Source organism: Anaerocolumna sp. AGMB13025 (genome assembly GCF_029689925.1).
In the GTDB taxonomy this organism is placed as follows: domain Bacteria; phylum Bacillota; class Clostridia; order Lachnospirales; family Lachnospiraceae; genus Anaerocolumna.
Genome location: NZ_CP121445.1, coordinates 2,264,318 through 2,280,241, shown reverse-complemented (window position 1 = coordinate 2,280,241; position 15,924 = coordinate 2,264,318). Strand labels below are relative to the sequence as shown.

General features: G+C 37.7%; 16 protein-coding genes and 1 other annotated feature. Of the genes, 12 read left to right on the top strand and 4 right to left on the bottom strand.

Features of this window, described 5'->3' with window-relative positions:
• Positions 1-3: 3 nt before the first annotated feature.
• From QA584_RS09235 to QA584_RS09215, 5 genes are all read left to right on the top strand, one after another.
• Positions 4-678, top strand: coding sequence for an acetyltransferase (locus tag QA584_RS09235; RefSeq protein ID WP_278274228.1), 675 nt, complete (start codon positions 4-6; stop codon positions 676-678).
• A 15-nt stretch (positions 679-693) separates the two neighbouring features.
• Positions 694-1,740, top strand: coding sequence for a glycosyltransferase (locus QA584_RS09230; protein WP_278274227.1), 1,047 nt, complete (start codon positions 694-696; stop codon positions 1,738-1,740).
• Between the two features lie 360 nt (positions 1,741-2,100).
• A complete protein-coding gene (locus QA584_RS09225) occupies positions 2,101-3,000 on the top strand; it encodes a glycosyltransferase family A protein (RefSeq protein WP_278274226.1) in 900 nt (299 codons plus the stop codon).
• Positions 3,001-3,051: 51 nt separating this feature from the next.
• Complete coding sequence (locus QA584_RS09220) at positions 3,052-4,152, top strand: glycosyltransferase family 4 protein (RefSeq protein ID WP_278274225.1); 1,101 nt, start codon at positions 3,052-3,054, stop codon at positions 4,150-4,152.
• 142 nt (positions 4,153-4,294) lie between these two features.
• The gene (locus tag QA584_RS09215; RefSeq protein ID WP_278274224.1) at positions 4,295-5,221 is read left to right on the top strand and encodes a DNRLRE domain-containing protein; all 927 of its coding nucleotides are present in this window, start codon (positions 4,295-4,297) and stop codon (positions 5,219-5,221) included.
• A gap of 75 nt (positions 5,222-5,296) precedes the next feature.
• On the opposite strand, the gene pdxR is transcribed toward QA584_RS09215, so the two are convergent.
• Positions 5,297-6,706, bottom strand: coding sequence for a MocR-like pyridoxine biosynthesis transcription factor PdxR (gene pdxR, locus QA584_RS09210; RefSeq protein WP_278274223.1), 1,410 nt, complete (start codon positions 6,704-6,706; stop codon positions 5,297-5,299).
• Between the two features lie 181 nt (positions 6,707-6,887).
• Between pdxR and QA584_RS09205 the strand changes: the two genes are divergently transcribed.
• The 7 genes from QA584_RS09205 (at position 6,888) to QA584_RS09175 (ending at position 11,152) form a co-directional block, all read left to right on the top strand.
• The gene (locus QA584_RS09205) at positions 6,888-7,256 is read left to right on the top strand and encodes a pyridoxamine 5'-phosphate oxidase family protein (protein ID WP_278274222.1); all 369 of its coding nucleotides are present in this window, start codon (positions 6,888-6,890) and stop codon (positions 7,254-7,256) included.
• Positions 7,257-7,358: 102 nt separating this feature from the next.
• Positions 7,359-7,411, top strand: a sequence feature (sodium ion sensor (DUF1646 type); this cis-regulatory element may regulate processes involved in with the transportation of sodium ions).
• Positions 7,412-7,478: 67 nt separating this feature from the next.
• Complete coding sequence (locus QA584_RS09200) at positions 7,479-7,628, top strand: OadG family protein (protein ID WP_278274221.1); 150 nt, start codon at positions 7,479-7,481, stop codon at positions 7,626-7,628.
• 54 nt (positions 7,629-7,682) lie between these two features.
• The gene (locus tag QA584_RS09195; protein WP_278274220.1) at positions 7,683-8,819 is read left to right on the top strand and encodes a sodium ion-translocating decarboxylase subunit beta; all 1,137 of its coding nucleotides are present in this window, start codon (positions 7,683-7,685) and stop codon (positions 8,817-8,819) included.
• Positions 8,820-9,485: 666 nt separating this feature from the next.
• Complete coding sequence (locus tag QA584_RS09190; RefSeq protein ID WP_278274219.1) at positions 9,486-9,875, top strand: DUF2089 domain-containing protein; 390 nt, start codon at positions 9,486-9,488, stop codon at positions 9,873-9,875.
• 21 nt (positions 9,876-9,896) lie between these two features.
• Positions 9,897-10,343 carry an SHOCT-like domain-containing protein gene (locus QA584_RS09185; RefSeq protein ID WP_278274218.1) on the top strand — a complete coding sequence of 149 codons (447 nt, stop codon included), beginning with the start codon at positions 9,897-9,899 and terminating at the stop codon, positions 10,341-10,343.
• Positions 10,333-10,641, top strand: coding sequence for a hypothetical protein (locus QA584_RS09180; protein WP_278274217.1), 309 nt, complete (start codon positions 10,333-10,335; stop codon positions 10,639-10,641). Before QA584_RS09185 ends, QA584_RS09180 begins: the two co-directional genes overlap by 11 nt.
• 169 nt (positions 10,642-10,810) lie before the next feature.
• Positions 10,811-11,152, top strand: a complete 342-nt coding sequence (locus QA584_RS09175; RefSeq protein ID WP_278274216.1) for a phage holin family protein — start codon at positions 10,811-10,813, stop codon at positions 11,150-11,152.
• A 118-nt stretch (positions 11,153-11,270) separates the two neighbouring features.
• Here QA584_RS09175 and QA584_RS09170 read toward each other — a convergent pair whose 3' ends face one another.
• From QA584_RS09170 to abc-f, 3 genes are all read right to left on the bottom strand, one after another.
• Complete coding sequence (locus QA584_RS09170; protein WP_278274215.1) at positions 11,271-12,089, bottom strand: TIM barrel protein; 819 nt, start codon at positions 12,087-12,089, stop codon at positions 11,271-11,273.
• Positions 12,090-12,344: 255 nt separating this feature from the next.
• Entirely contained in the window at positions 12,345-13,460 is a 1,116-nt protein-coding gene (locus tag QA584_RS09165; RefSeq protein ID WP_278274214.1) for an aminotransferase class I/II-fold pyridoxal phosphate-dependent enzyme, read from the bottom strand.
• A 93-nt stretch (positions 13,461-13,553) separates the two neighbouring features.
• Complete coding sequence (gene abc-f, locus QA584_RS09160) at positions 13,554-15,257, bottom strand: ribosomal protection-like ABC-F family protein (protein WP_278274213.1); 1,704 nt, start codon at positions 15,255-15,257, stop codon at positions 13,554-13,556.
• Positions 15,258-15,924: the final 667 nt, after the last annotated feature.

The window sequence follows — 15,924 nt, the reverse complement described above, 5'->3', positions numbered from 1 at the left end:
TTTATGAAAGACATAGTTATCATAGGTGCCGGCGGCTTTGGAAAAGAAGTAGCTCAACTTATAAAAGAAATTAACCTGGATAAGAAAACCTGGAATCTATTAGGTTTTATTGATGAAACTACAACAAAACATGGGCTTTTAATTAATGAGAATCCCGTACTTGGGGGCTTTGATTGGTTTGCAAAAAATACCGGAAACCCAAAAAAGGTATGGGCAGTTTGTGCACTCGGAAATCCGAGGGATAAATATAATCTGGTAAAAAAAGCGTCAGCTTATCATTTAGATTATGCTACTTTAATACACCCTGATGCCAAAATGAGCAATTATAGTGAATTGGGATTTGGCTGCATCCTTTGCTGCAATTCTTTTATATCCGTAAACACAAAGATAGGTAACCATGTATGCATTAATCCTGGCTGCGGTATCGGGCATGATACGGTTATTGAGGATTACTCTTCTCTGTACTGGAATATTACCTTATCTGGAAATGTTTGTATTCATGAAGGCTGTGAAATAGGTTCAAAAGCGACCGTAATTCAGAAAAAAACAGTTGGTAAATGGAGTATTATAGGTGCAGGAGCAGTAATAATTAACGATTTGCCCGAATATTGTACTGCAGTAGGTGTACCTGGAAGAACTATAAAAATAACGGACCATGACCCAACAAAAAAAATATAGAAAGGACTGCTGAAATTGAAGCAATCATTTATAGGCAATAATATCAACCGCTTTACCGAAACGGTAAAAGATATAAGGGGAAAGTTATTCAGCAAAAATAATGATTATATCGAATGTTACGAAGCAACGGAAAGTGCCGAAGTAAAAAAAATGGATGTTGCTAAGATTCCTCCCTTTATTAACTTTGTAACCTTCAACAGGATGGGGCTGACCATTAAAAATCTGAATAATATCCTTGATTCCGATGAAGACTTTGAACTGCACATAATAGACTGTAATTCAAAAGACAATACCTGGGATTATATCCAGAGCTTAACCGACAAACGAATTAAATCGAAAACCAGATTTACTTTGAATCTGGGACCGATTTATCCCCTTAACTATAGTCTCACCAAACGCAAGCCCGGACAGTACTTTATCACAGTTGACAGTGATACCTTTATTAAAACAAAAAATTGGATTGCCTGCTTCATGGAGGTTTTTGACGCTTTCCCGGATGTCGGGCTGCTTGGTGTATCGAGAGATAAACCTTATCCCAGATACTTACCTCCTGTTATAGCAAGAGAAAAAGGTAATTCAAATTATCTTCAGCTTAAAAATGCCACCGTTGGAGTGGATCTGGATTTCATACCGGGACAATTACAATGCTTACGGCCTGAACTGATTGAACAAATCGGTTACTGGAGCGAAGAAAACGGCTATGGTGACGCTGAATTATCTCCCCGGATTGTTCATTATACAAATTATAAAGTAGGATATCTGACTACTGTTGAAATTGATATGACTCAATACATCGGCTGCAATTTATGTTTAGGCAGGGATATCTGCAAACTTAGTAAAAGTGTGAGTTCCTGTTTTTCACTTTGTAGAGCTTCTAACTTTAATGAGTCTTTCGTAAGAAAACACGGTTGGAAATATCTAGAAACCTTTAAAGAGCTGGAAGAAGGAAAAAGAACCGCTTACTGCGCTTCCGTCCATGACCCGGAATCTCTTAAAAATCATTATTACAATCAGATCTGGGCTTCTGAAAACTTTGATTACTATATCAAAAACTCTAACTGATAAAAAGTGACTAAGACTCATGAATATCAACTGGTCAGCTCCATGTTAAATCAGGCAGAAAACAACTTACTCATTAAACAGCTGTTACAAATGTTAAGGAGAAGTTGTTTTATGCCGGAAACAGGAATAACCGTTTATTATAACCTCACAATCCATAATCTGCCAAGCTTAGTCAGTTTAATCATATTCTCAGCCGGTTTTTACAGTTTACAGGCAGATGTATAAATACGAAACTATTGTATTATATGTTTTTATTAACAATCATCTCATAGTCACATAAGATATAAATAAACCATGTATTATATACGGATAACATAAATTTGCTCTTACTATTTACCGGTATGAATATGGAGGAATTCTATGACACCACCTTTAATCAGCTATTCAACCTTTCACCGAATGGGCTTAACAGTCAGAAATTTAAATTCACTCCTTAGAACTACGGATGATTTTGAGCTCCATATAATAGATAACAATTCCCAGGATGATACCTGGGAGTATATCCAAAGTCTGCATGACGGCCGTATTAAATCTAAAACCCGTTTTCCCATTAATTTCGGACCGATTTACCCGATTAACCTGAATTTAACCCGCAGAAGACCTGACCAGTATTTTATCGTCCTGGAAAGCGACGTTTATTTATATGCCCCTGATTGGATCACCCGCTTTATGAAAGTTTTCGAAGCCTTTCCCGAGGTAGGTCTCCTTGGTATCCCAAGACCGGTTCCCCTTCCCGGATATGAACCGGAGGTCATACCTGTTTACCGAAACGGTCAAAGCTATAATCAGTTATTACATTGTGAAGTCGGATCGATCTGTGATTTTGTACCCGGACATTGTCAATGCCTTAGGCCGGAATTGATTAATACCATCGGCTACTGGTGCGAAGAAAACGGCTATGGAGATGCTGAACTATCTATCCGAATTAATAAGTATACATCCTTTAAGGCAGGTCTGGCTACCAACATTCCTATCGATCTGACCCAAACCATACCCTGTGCTGCATGCGAGGGTATTGGATTATGTAAGCTGGATAAGATTACAAGAACCTGCTTTGACATACGAAACAGCAAGTACAAGAATGTGAACTTTTCAACGGCAAACCGCTGGAAATATTTTGAATATTTTAATGAGTTGAATCAAGGCAAACGGACGGTATACTGTGCCTCCGTTCATGATCCCATATCATACCAGACCCATTTTTACCATATGGACTGGGCTATGGAAAACTTTAATTATTATGCAGCTTATGCAAATTAAATCTATCATTTTATACAATACCGAACTAAAAGAATGGAGGGATAAGATTTAATGAACGGTAAATTAACAATTCTCGACGACTATTTTCCAAATCTCACAACAGGCTTTCGGATTTCCGAATTTAACTACTATCTGGAGAAGTTTCCAACCAGTGAAGTAATCTCCACCAGATATGACATGCACAATGCAGAGTATGTAGCTACCTATCCCCAGTTTTCAGGCAGAGTAAAACCCTTTACCGCCTTTGACTGGACCGGTAAGTCTACTTCTCTTTATTATTCCGTCTTTTTAGGTAATGCTTACTCTTTTTATTTTATCTATGAAATGTTTAATACCCCTTTTATCTTTGAATTATACCCCGGAGGTTCTTACTGGCTAAACGACCCGGAGGTCGATGAGAAACTACAGAAGGTGCTAAAATCTCCTCTTCTGCAAAAGGTAATCGTTACCCAGAAAATGACCTATGACGACATTATAAACCGTGGTTTCGTATCACCGGATAAAGTAGCATATATATACGGAATTGTAACACATCCTCAGTATTTTCAATCTACACCGCAAAAAAAACATTATAAGACCGAAAAGCAAACCTTTGATATCTGTTTCGTCGCACATAAGTATATGGCTGGTGGCATTGACAAGGGGTACCACATTTTTATTGATGTTTGCAAAAGGCTTGCAGCCACAGTTCCCGATATATTATTCCATGTTGTGGGTAACTTTAACAGTTCAGATTATGACATTACCGGTCTTGAAAACAGAATTATTTTCCATGGTCTTAAGGATCATACATGTTTCCCGGACTTTTACTCGGGAATGGATATTATCGTATCCCCGAATGCTCCCTTCCTGCTAATCCCCGGCAGAAACTTTGATGGTTTTCCCACTGGCTGCTGCATTGATGCTGCTTTGCACGGGGTTGGAGTTTTATGCAGTGATCTTCTGAATCAAAATACCAGTTTTGTAAATGGCAAAGACATATGTATCATTTCTCTTGACCCGGCTTCCATAACTGCTAATATACTGGATTATTACAGCGATCCAAAAAAACTATACCAGATGTCTGAATGCGGGCAGGCTAAATTCAGAGAGGTATTTGATTTTGAAGACCAGATGAGCAGGCGAGCTGCTGTATTACAGCAATTTCTATAATTGCAAATTGCGCTCTTTTCTCTTTTTATACCTTATTTATATCTTTTTTTAACACATTTCGACAAAATGAATATACTATACTGTGGCTATATTAAGTAATCCTTGATATACACCACAAATTTGCTAGAAAGGAGATGTTACTATGGCTAATCTTAATCTTCAAACTACTGGTACCACCTTCGTTTCAAGTTTATTAGCAACTTACAATCTGTCATTTAGTGCCGTAATTGTAGCCGGAACTGACCCAATCTATCTGGATAGTATCAGCTTTCTGAAATTCGACCTTTCATCAATACCGGTTGAATCAGTAACTAGTGCTATTCTCAGGCTATTTGTATTTGCAAAGAACGGTGCTTTACCAAGCACGGTTGTGGTTAACCGGGTCACTTCTGATTTTGATATCAATGCGGTGACCTATAATACAAGACCTCCTTATGTACCGACCGGTTCAACAACTATGGTTACAGCTGGTGAAGTCCTCCAGTTTATAGATATTGATATTACTGATTTGGTAAATCAATGGCTGAACGGTACATTTCCGAATTTCGGTTTGGCACTTACTGTACCTGACGGAACAACTTCCGTTCAATTTGGCGGAAAACCAATAGGCGCAGATTTTGAACCAATACTGATTGTAACGTATACACCGGGAACTGCCGGTACTTTTGATGGTCTTCAGGCACAGCTTCAGGGAAGTCCAGCTTCCCCTATAGCTAATGGAGCAAATGTTATATTTGATACCATTGTATCCGGTCAGTCCGAAAGAATCAGCTATAATGCCGCTACCGGCCAATTTACGCTTACAGGTGCAGGATTATATTACGTTAACTGGTGGGTAGCAACCGATGGTTCTGCCGGACCTGTTAATATGGTATTCGCAGTGAATGCTGACGGCACCCCTGTTGCGATAGGCAACTCACCAATAGTAACCGGACAGGTAAGTGGCAATGCCTTTATATCCGTAGACGGAAGTCCCGTTATTGTAACCTTATCTAACCTGACCGGCGCTGATGTACTGTATGGAAATATACCAATCCAAGCTGATATAAGTATAATTACGATAAACTAAGATTTGTGATTTATTGCTAAAAGCGGGGCGAAACTTAAATTTCGTCCCGTTTTTTACAGATAGTTTTTTCTATCTTTAAGACCATGCCTTTGATAATTGCATAACCCCCTTAAAAATGTCCGTTTCTGAAATACTTCCAAATCCCAAAAACACCATATTATTCAAATATCGGTCTTTTCTCTGCCAGAACCTGGATACCGGATAAACCAATACTCCGTTCTCTTTCGCTTTTTCAATCATCTCTGTTTCCGTTAATCCCAGCGTAGATTCCAGTAAAATGTGCAGTCCAGCATTCTTACCATGTATAATAACCTTATCCCCTAATTCTTCCTGTATTACATGAAGCAATAAATCATGTTTTTTCTTATTTGCCCCGCAGATTTTACGAAGATGGCTTTCCCAGTAACCGGAATTTATAAATTCCTCCATAATTCTTTGTTGTATAATTGAAACAGGACACTGGTACATCGTAAATTCTTTTTTGTAACGCTCCATCCAGTCTATCGGTAAAACCATATAACTTAACCTTAAACTAGGTGACAGTGCTTTTGAAATCGTACCGGTATAGATTACTTTACCGCTGGTGTCTACACTGCTTATAGACGGAATTGGTCTGGACTTGTAACGCAATTCACTGTCATAGTCATCCTCAATAATAATTCCGTTATTCCGTTTGGCCCACTCCAGTAACCTAAGCCTTTTTTGTATAGGCATAACAGCACCTGAGGGGAACTGATGAGATGGCGTTACATATACCATTCTGGCTCCGGATGCCTCCAACTCCGCAATATTTAAGCCATCCTTCTCAAGCCCCACGGGGAGGAGACTAAGTCCGTTATTGGCAAATAACTCTCTGGCACCCGGGTATCCCGGATCCTCAAACGCAATCGCTTTAAAGGAGTTCCTTACCAATTGACACAGGATGGAAAGGGCATAATCCGTACCGGAACAAAGAATTATCTGATCTCCACTGCATGGAACTCCCCTGGACTTTCTTAAATAATCCGCCAGAACAGTTCTTAACCCCAGTCCTCCAAGACGTTCTCCATAACTGGTCATTTCTTCTGCGGTTAAAGAAGTCATCGCTTTATTTGATACTTTTTTCCATACTCCAAGAGGAAAATATTCGGGGCTTAAATGTCCGTAATCAAAATTGTAAGGATACGACTGATGATGCTCCGGCTGCTTCTTTTTATCTTCTAGGGCAGTTTTATGGTTTTGATACCCTTTTACACCTACTTCCATACCATATATATTCTCAACGTAATAACCGCTGCCGGTTATGCTTTTTACATATCCTTCCGAAGAAAGCTGCAAATATGCATTTTCCACTGTATTTCTGCCCACCGCCAAGGTTTGTGCAAGATAACGGGTAGATGGAAGTCTTGATCCTTCCATGCGGACCCCTGTAATAATTTCTTCTTTTAACTGATTATAAATCTGTATATATAAAGGTGTTGCCAGACTACTATCTAATATAATCATGTTTTCTCTCCAACTGTATCCTATAAAATTATCGTAATTGGCTATTTCCATATATCCAATTTAATAGTATACTTACATCGTCAGCTTGTCAATTTAATATATACTAATATAGACGGATATAAATAATTTTATTTACCGTTCTGGTCTGATTGCGTGAGATGATACGCAGAAAGGAGCAACAATGCTTAATGAAAAATTACTTGAAGTTATGACTTATGAAGGTGTAGTTTCAATCGTTACCTGGAGCAGTAACGGGGTTCATGTTGCAAACACCTGGAATTCTTATCTGGTTCCGGTAGATGACAGAATTCTTATTCCTGCGGCAGGAATGATAAAAACTCAAAAAAACATCGAGGAAAACAACGATGTAAAAGTTACCCTGGGTGCCAGAGAAGTTATGGGCTATCGGTCCTTGGGCACCGGCTTTTCTATTGAAGGCACAGCAAAATTCCTTAAATCCGGATCAGAATTTGATCAGATGAAAGAAAAATTTCCATTTCTAAACAGAGTTCTGGAAATTACGGTTAAATCCGCGAAACAGACCCTCTGATTCTGTCAAAAGATATGTGTTTTTCATGTTATATCTTCGTTAATTAATTGACATTACCTGTAAAATATGGTATCATTGAGGAAAAAATATTTCATTTTTTCCGGTTGGCAGTTATTATGACTGTTTCAAGTTTTTAGCTTATAGGGTGGAGAGCTTCTATTGAAGTTCTTCGCCTTTTTTTAGTAAATTTCATATAAAATTTTTTTGGAACGAGGTGAAAGAATGTCGATATCTGAAAGCATACTTATTGGATTATTCTGCATGGCCGTTGTATTTGCAGTACTTGGAATATTATGGGCCATCATCCGGGTATTTTCTTCAATTATTATGTCTATTGAGAAAAAACCTGATGCAAATTCATCAGAAAAATAATGAAAAGTCGGTAAATCTAATAATAGACTGACGGAAATAAGGGAGGATTAAATTGTGTTTATTGATTCATTAATTAAATTATGGGAGGATTCCGGTTTTGTTGCGTTAACCTGGCAGTCTCTTGTAATGATAGTAGTTTCATGTGTACTCATTTATCTTGCTATAGGTAAAAAATTTGAACCCTTGCTTTTACTGCCAATTGCCTTTGGTATGTTACTGGCTAATTTACCCCTTACCGGTTTAATGAATGAACCGGCAAGTTCCAAAGAAGTCGGAGGACTTTTATATTATCTGTATCTTGGTGTTAAAAAAGGTATTTATCCCTCTCTGATCTTTTTAGGTATCGGTGCTATGACTGATTTCGGTCCATTAATTGCACGTCCCAGCAGTCTTATGATTGGTGCAGGATCACAGTTTGGTATTGCTATCGCTTTTATTATTGCTACTTTATTAGGCTTTACACCGGAGGAAGCTGCCTCGATCGGTATTATCGGCGGTGCCGACGGTCCGACGGCTATCTATCTCACAACAAGATTAGCACCTCATCTGTTAGCTTCCATAGCTATCGCAGCTTATTCTTATATGGCTCTTATACCACTTATTCAACCGCCGCTGATGAAATTAATCACTACGGAAAAAGAGCGCCAAATAGAGATGAAGCAGTTAAGACAAGTTTCAAAATTAGAAAAAATATGTTTTCCTATTGTAGTTTCTATCCTTTGTATCCTGTTACTGCCCTCTGTTGCACCCTTAATTGGTATGTTGATGTTAGGTAATCTTTTCAGAGAATCAGGAGTAGTTGAGAGACTATCCGATACAGTTCAGAATGCATTAATTAATATAGTAACCATATTCCTTGGTGTTACCGTAGGTGCAACTGCTGCAGGTACTGAATTCTTAAGACCACAGACTCTTGGAATCATCGTTTTAGGACTTCTTGCATTTATGTTCAGTACAGTGGGCGGACTCTTAATCGGTAAGTTCATGTGTTGGGCAACCGGAGGTAAGATTAATCCATTGATTGGCTCTGCCGGTGTATCCGCTGTTCCTATGGCAGCCAGAGTATCTCAGGTGGAAGGTCAAAAAGCAAGACCCGGAAATTACCTGCTTATGCACGCAATGGGTCCTAATGTGGCTGGCGTAATTGGTTCCGCTGTAGCTGCCGGTATCCTTTTATCTTTATTTGGCTGATAAATCAAACTTCTTTTATCTTGCCAAGAAGCAGATTTTTGTTATCAAATCTTAGCTTGGACACAACATTTTTTACGCTCTCTATTAACAAAAATTATATTTCTTTTTAATAATGAGCTGCATTAATGGCTGCAATAATGAGCTGCTGTAGATAATCTATCCTTAACTTATGAATACAAAGTATAAGTTAATCCAGATATTGATTATTTACAGCAGCTGTAATTTTGTATAAAAACCTTTTGATATCTGTTCTTCTCAATTGCTTATATTTCTCAGTTTTTCTGGTTTACACCTGTCATCTATTTCCATACTCCTGTTCTTCTTAATATTCTCCTTGCTTTATGAATTTCTTAATGTCTCTTTATATACTTTCAATGACATAAGTTTTTTACCTCTAAACTTTCATTTACCTTCTTTTGCACGAATACCATTCCATTCATTCAACCAGTCCAGGAATTTACCTCCTTAATTATTGTTTCACGATAGAGTTTTAGGAATTATAAGGTTAGATTAACTGTTTGATTAATTATTTTGAATATTTTTGAATATATTTCATGTAAAACTTAATATATTTAATATTTAATTTAATTATTTTAATTTATATATTGACTTTTTTAATTATTGGGAGTATATTTATGTCATCAAAATATATTAGAGGTGAATGCAATGAAGTATAAAGCTCCGGGAATATGTCCCGTATGCGGTGAAAAGCTTTCCATAACCAAACTTGGCTGCCCCAGATGTTCCACAGCAATTGAAGGAGACTTTCAGCCTTGCGAATTCTGCCGTCTTCCGGAAGATGATTTAAATTTTGTTAAGGTCTTTATAAAGTGCCGGGGCAATATCAAGGATGTGGAGAAAGAACTTGGTATATCTTATCCTACCGTAAGAGGTAAATTAGATGCTGTTATTAAAAACCTGGGATTTGATATTCCTGATAAGGAAACCACCAGGGAGAATGAAGTGAAAAAGGCTGCCAGAAGCGAGATACTAGAACAATTATCAAAGGGCGAAATCACCCCAAAAGAAGCCACGGAACAATTAAAAACTCTATAATAAGTATGAGGAGGTATTATCATGAATGAACAATTAAAAATACTGGAAATGATTGAAAAGGGACAGATCACTGCCGCAGAAGGGATGGAACTTTTAGAAGCTTTGGGAACAGCATCAGAAACTGAGACTAAATCTTATCTCGAGCCGGCTTCCGGGACTGTCCGACGGAATTACAAGTTCCTGAAAATTAAAGTTACCTCGGAAAATAACACAGTCAATGTTAATGTCAATGTACCCATACGACTGTTAACAACTCTAGGTGAAATTGCCGGAAAAATGGTAGTTCTGGTACCAAGCGATACAAGAAGGAATATGGAACAAAATGGTATTGACATCACTAGCATAGATTTTGTAAAAATCATCGAAGACCTGTTAAACGGTACCTTGGATGACCCTAACATAGTGGATGTGGAAGCCTGGGACGAAGAACATAATACCAATGTAAAGGTCAAAATATATGTCGACTAAATATTTTAGGTTAATTTGGATAAAATTAGGGGCTGAGAATAACCGTCACTTTAAGTTTTCTATTCCAGTTCCCATGTATATTCTTCAGGAACTTCTGGATTGTATCGACGATTTGGTACTGACCGCAGGTCTCTTTGTTCGGGGTAACCAAAGACAAACTTCCTCCTATTCCATTGATACCATAAAAGTATTGGTTCAGATGGCAGATAAACTGTTTGACTCCTTAAAAGGCGAGGAACCCTATGATCTGGTTAAGGTTGATACACCTCAGGTAAAGGTATCCATAGAAATCCGATAATATTATAGCTTTAATCGTTATATAACAGAGAAAAACAGCATTTCCACAAGTATTATAAATCTTACTGAACGAAAATATAAGAAATTGAAAAAAAGCCACAATACAATTCTACATCCTGTATTTTGTGACAGTATCGCAAGTGAAGCTGCGATATACATTGGGGGTAAACATGAATAAAATATTTCTAAAATATATTTCTATCATACTGACTATTTATATATTATCCAAGTTAATCAGCACGGTCTCAATAGAGAATACATCTTCGCTGCTCCTTATGGGATTTGTTTTGCTGATTGTTAATCTGATATTAAAACCAATTCTTTTATTGGTAACCCTGCCCTTTACGATTATTACCTTTGGGCTGTTCACTTTTATTGTGAATTCCTGGACTATAATGATATCAGACCATTTTGTAACAGGAATTAGTATGGGAGGCGCTTTAAATTCTTTGCTGGCAGCTTTTATTATTTCTCTATTGCATCATTTTCTTCGCGATATGCAAAAAAATTAAAACTTATATTATTCTAATCGAAGCTGCTCCAGATTCATACCGTATTAACGGTCCTGTCTCTTCTGTACAGCTGGTATACCATTAACAGAAGGGCAGCTCTAGCAGCCGCCCTTCCAAATTATAAGTTATTATACGTTTCCTTTAATAACAGTGCATCCCTTTCAAGAAGGGGTCCTTCTGCAATGATACACCCTCTGACATTAAAGTCTTTGATTGCCTGCAGACAAGCTGTATAATTAAAATCACTCTCTTGCAGAGGCAGATGCTTTATTTCACCCTTCAAACCATAAGCAATACCGCCCATATGGATATGCAGGTCATCAAGTGCTTCTCTTCCCAGATGACAGGAGATATATTGCAGAATACTTTTGAAATCTTCATAACTTTTCAAGCTTCCGTTCGTTCTGGCATGAATATGAGAAAAGTCGATACACAATTTGCAGGTCTTAACTTCTTTACATAGAGATACCAATTCCTCCAGTGTTCCAAACTGCGTTTCTTTTCCCGTTGTTTCCAGACGGTAATCTATCCCCTGACTAGGGAGTTTTAACAGATTTTCTTTTATGGTTAAGTAAGCCTCTGTTTTCGCAGCTTTCATGTAATAGCCCGGATGAAAGATAAGGCTCCTTCCTCTTACGCTTATCAGACCTGCTGCAGCGGCTTTGATCCTCTCCAGTGACTCATTCTGCTTTCCTTTTTCCTCTGAATTCAGATTAATATAATGGGAGCCGTGGGCAGAAAGATAAAAGTCATTCTCTTCTTTGGACTTTAATATTTCCTCCATATTCTTTGCTGTTACATTCACATTTCTCACAAAGAGAAGTTCCATCGCATCCAGACCAAGTGCTTTTAAATAGGGTATCGCCGAAGCATATTTAAATTTACGGCTTCCATCACCCTGTGGTAAACCGGATATACCAAATAACAACTGTTCCATTATATCTCCTTCCCTGTTTATCCAAAGGTAGAGTATATCAGCTAAGAATGTAATATTCCGTGTTTCTTTCAGTTTTTCTTCTAGTGTTTCTTCCAGTGTTTCTTTCATAATTTTCAGAGATATTTTTCAGAGATATTTACATTTGTTCACATCTTGAATATTTTTCTGCTAAAAGGCTTATTTTATTCAGCCTATAGAACAAACCGTTTTAGTTTCATCGTCCAGTTACAGGTTGCAGCTGCTAATTAGTTAATATTATATGTTTTCTGCAAGATATTCGTCTAGTTTTATCAGGGCTTTCTTAAAATTCTTACGTCCATAACCCATTCTGAAATAATCCCCATCGACCTCATATACATCTCCCGGAAGTAAAAGAACTCCTTTTTTCTCAATTAACTTCTCGCAAAAGCCTGTAATTCCTCCCGTAATCTTTAACTTATGAAAAGCAATGGGACCGGCCTGAGGTTTATTATTTATAAATAAATCACTATATTTTTCAAAGAAATTCTCGGCATATTCTATATTATCTTTAATAAGAGATATATTCCGCTTAAGAATCCTGTCTCTGTGCTTAAGTGCCAGAACGGATAGGAATTCGCTGGGTGCGCTGCTGCAAATGGTAGTATAATATTTATATTTTACCATACTTTCATACACCTCTTTGTTATGAGTTGCAATCCAACCAATCCGAAGACCAGGCAGACCGTAAGCTTTTGACATAACACCTAAGGACAGAGAATTCTCATATAAATCACAAAACCAGGAGTGTTCCTCACCGTCCCATTCCAGATCCTTATAGACCTGGTCACAAAATACAAAGATATTATGTTCCCTGGCAAGAACGGCAATACGCTTAAGTTCTTCCTCCGTAAAACTGTAGCCGGTTGGATTATGTGGTGTATTAATGACAAGTAGTTTTGTATTCTGCTTTATTAATCCCACAAGGTCATCAAAATTACAGCTCCATCCTTCCTCAGACTGGCAAAGCTTCCAGGGCGAAACCTCACAGCCTCTTGAAGCTGCCACTTCATAAAGGGACTGATAAGCAGGTGACAAGTATATCATATGATCCCCAGTCTGTAAAAAAATCTGCATAAAGTTAAACACCGCTTCTTCTGCACCTGCATGAATCAGTATTTCCTCACTTTGGCAGGTTTTATAAAGAGCTGCTGCCTTTTCCCTAAGCCTTACGTCTCCTTTTACTTCCGTATAGCCCAACCAAGTCTCCAGAAAAGCCTCCTCTGCACCCGGTTCGAAAGACAATAATTCCCTAATAGTCATAGATTCGCAATCGGACTGTGAAAGCAGGTAGGGGGTTGAGAATTCATGCTTATCGTAATAATCTTCTAATTGAAATGTTCTTAAATTCATACTATTTTCACTCCTTCTACTATACAGCTTATCACATTATGCCGCTGAATAAAACAACCAAGGCCTAAAATATACCAATCAAGGTTTATAATTTTATTTTTTACTCTGCACTGAAGTATCTCTTCTCAAACATAATTCGTCTAGCATCTCTCTATAATAATCAAAATTTCCCGGATAACTTTTAAAGTTTTTTTCTTCTATGGCGATAACTCTTTCCCCAATTTTATTAATAAAGTATCTGTCGTGGGATATAAAAAATATAGTTCCTTTAAACCCTTCCAGTGCTTTTTCGAGAGTTTCTATGGATACTGTATCCAGATGATTCGTAGGTTCATCAAGTATCAGCAAATTAATATCCTCATATAGCAGCTTACTTAACTTAAGTCGTATTTTCTCACCTCCAGATAGATGTTTTATCTTCTTGTAAACATTTCCTCCATAAAACATGAATTTGGCCAGATATTCCCTGGCTTTCCCTTCAAGAATCATGAGATCTTCCCGAAAGCAGTCCAACACAGTGAGGTCTTCATTATCAAAACTGATCTTCTGGGGCAGGTAGGCAGTTCTTACATTAGCTCCCAGCTTAACATAACCTTCATCAGGTGTTTCTTCACCCAGCAGCATTTTTAAAAAGGTTGTCTTTCCACTGCCATTGGCGCCAATCAATGCCACCCTTTCTCCATAATTAACCAGTAATCCAGTCTCTTTCAAAAGCATCTTATCCCCGAAACCTTTAGAAAGGTTTACTGCCTGTATGGTCACATTGCCTGACCGTTCGGAAGTGCTAAAATTCAACTTCATATTTCGTTTCTCAAATACCGGCTTTTCTACCCGTTCCATTTTGTCAAGCTTAATCTGCATACTGGCAGCCCTCTTAAAGAACTTGTTATTATCTGCCCTCTGTGCCCAGTCCCTTAATTCTTTCACGGACTTTTCCATGGAATTGATCTTCTTTTGCTGTTCTTTATAGTTGTCGTTTTGAATTCTCAGTTTATCCTCTTTAAACAAAACATACTGGGAGTAGTTGCCCTTATAGGTAACACTTATCTTATCTTCAATTTCAATGATTTTAGTAACCACATGATCTAGAAAATACCGGTCATGGGATACAATTATTACGGTCCCTTTGTAATTCTTAAGATATTCCTCCAGCCATTCCACCGACTCCATGTCCAGATGATTGGTCGGTTCATCCAGCAGCAGGATATCCGGATTATCAATAAGCAGTTTACCAAGTACTACGGTAGTCTTTTCTCCGCCGCTCAACAGGTTAAATTCCTGTCTTAAAAAGCTCTCTTCGAATTTTAGCCCTTTGCAGATACGATTTACTTTCTCTGCTGTTTCGTAACCACCCTTTAGTTCATAAAGCTCTGACAATTTGCTGTATTTCTTAAGGACTGCATCCAAATCATGGTCTATTAGCACCTTCATCTCCTCTTCCAACTTACGCATATCCTTTTCAATCTCTTGGACTTCTTCAAATGCCAGGTTTAATACATCAATTACCTTTAACCCCTCCCCATATTCCGGCATCTGATCAAGATATGCGCAGACACAAGTATCCGGTTTTACCACAAAGCCTTCATCATATCCGGGAGGTACCGGCGCAAAGGGGTAACCTGCACAGTGATTTAGTTTTAATTTACCTGCTATTAATTTAAGGATTGTTGTTTTGCCGCTTCCGTTTTCTCCGATTATTCCGGCTTTTTCTCCTCCATTCACCATAAAGGTTATATTTTTTAGGACCAATGTGGAATCCATATATTTTTTTACTCCATCCAGTGATATATCAAACATGTTTATACCTTCCTTACTTATTATTTGCTTACGGAAGAGGCTTTAAAGCACTACAAATCAATCAGGACCAACAAACTTCCTCATAGAAAGAACAAAGAGTCTGGCTCGCCAGACTCTAGCGCTGACGCACTGTCACGACAGTGACAATCTTCCTTAAGTGCATCATGCGCATCCTGCCTGGAAGGCTTTTTTATTGCTAGGTAAGTTCGAAGAAGTTTCCTATGCAATAAAAAAACTGCAAGAAGCAAAATTCTTCTTACAGTTAACATACACATTTCTCGAATTTATTTCATAAACAGTAAATGTTTCAAAGTAATAACTATGAAAACTTTCTGAATTACTGTAATTCCCCATTTCATCCATGACGAATACTGAAATATTATCAATAATATGGAATTGTAGATAAAGTAATTTCCCTTTAAATGCCTCATTCCGTAAAGAGTATAACAATAAAACCTGACAAAACCAGGTTTCATGAATCAAAAACTCATTACAAAATCACTATTAATTTACAATTAATAACGGCTATTTTCGGGTGTCATAACTTACTTTCTCCTTTCTTCCATAATTTGAATTAGGTAATTGCGAAACTCCAATATCTTATTTATGTATCATGCAAATAATACAATCTCAGAGCTTCACTTGTCCGTAGGGCAACTGAAGCTAT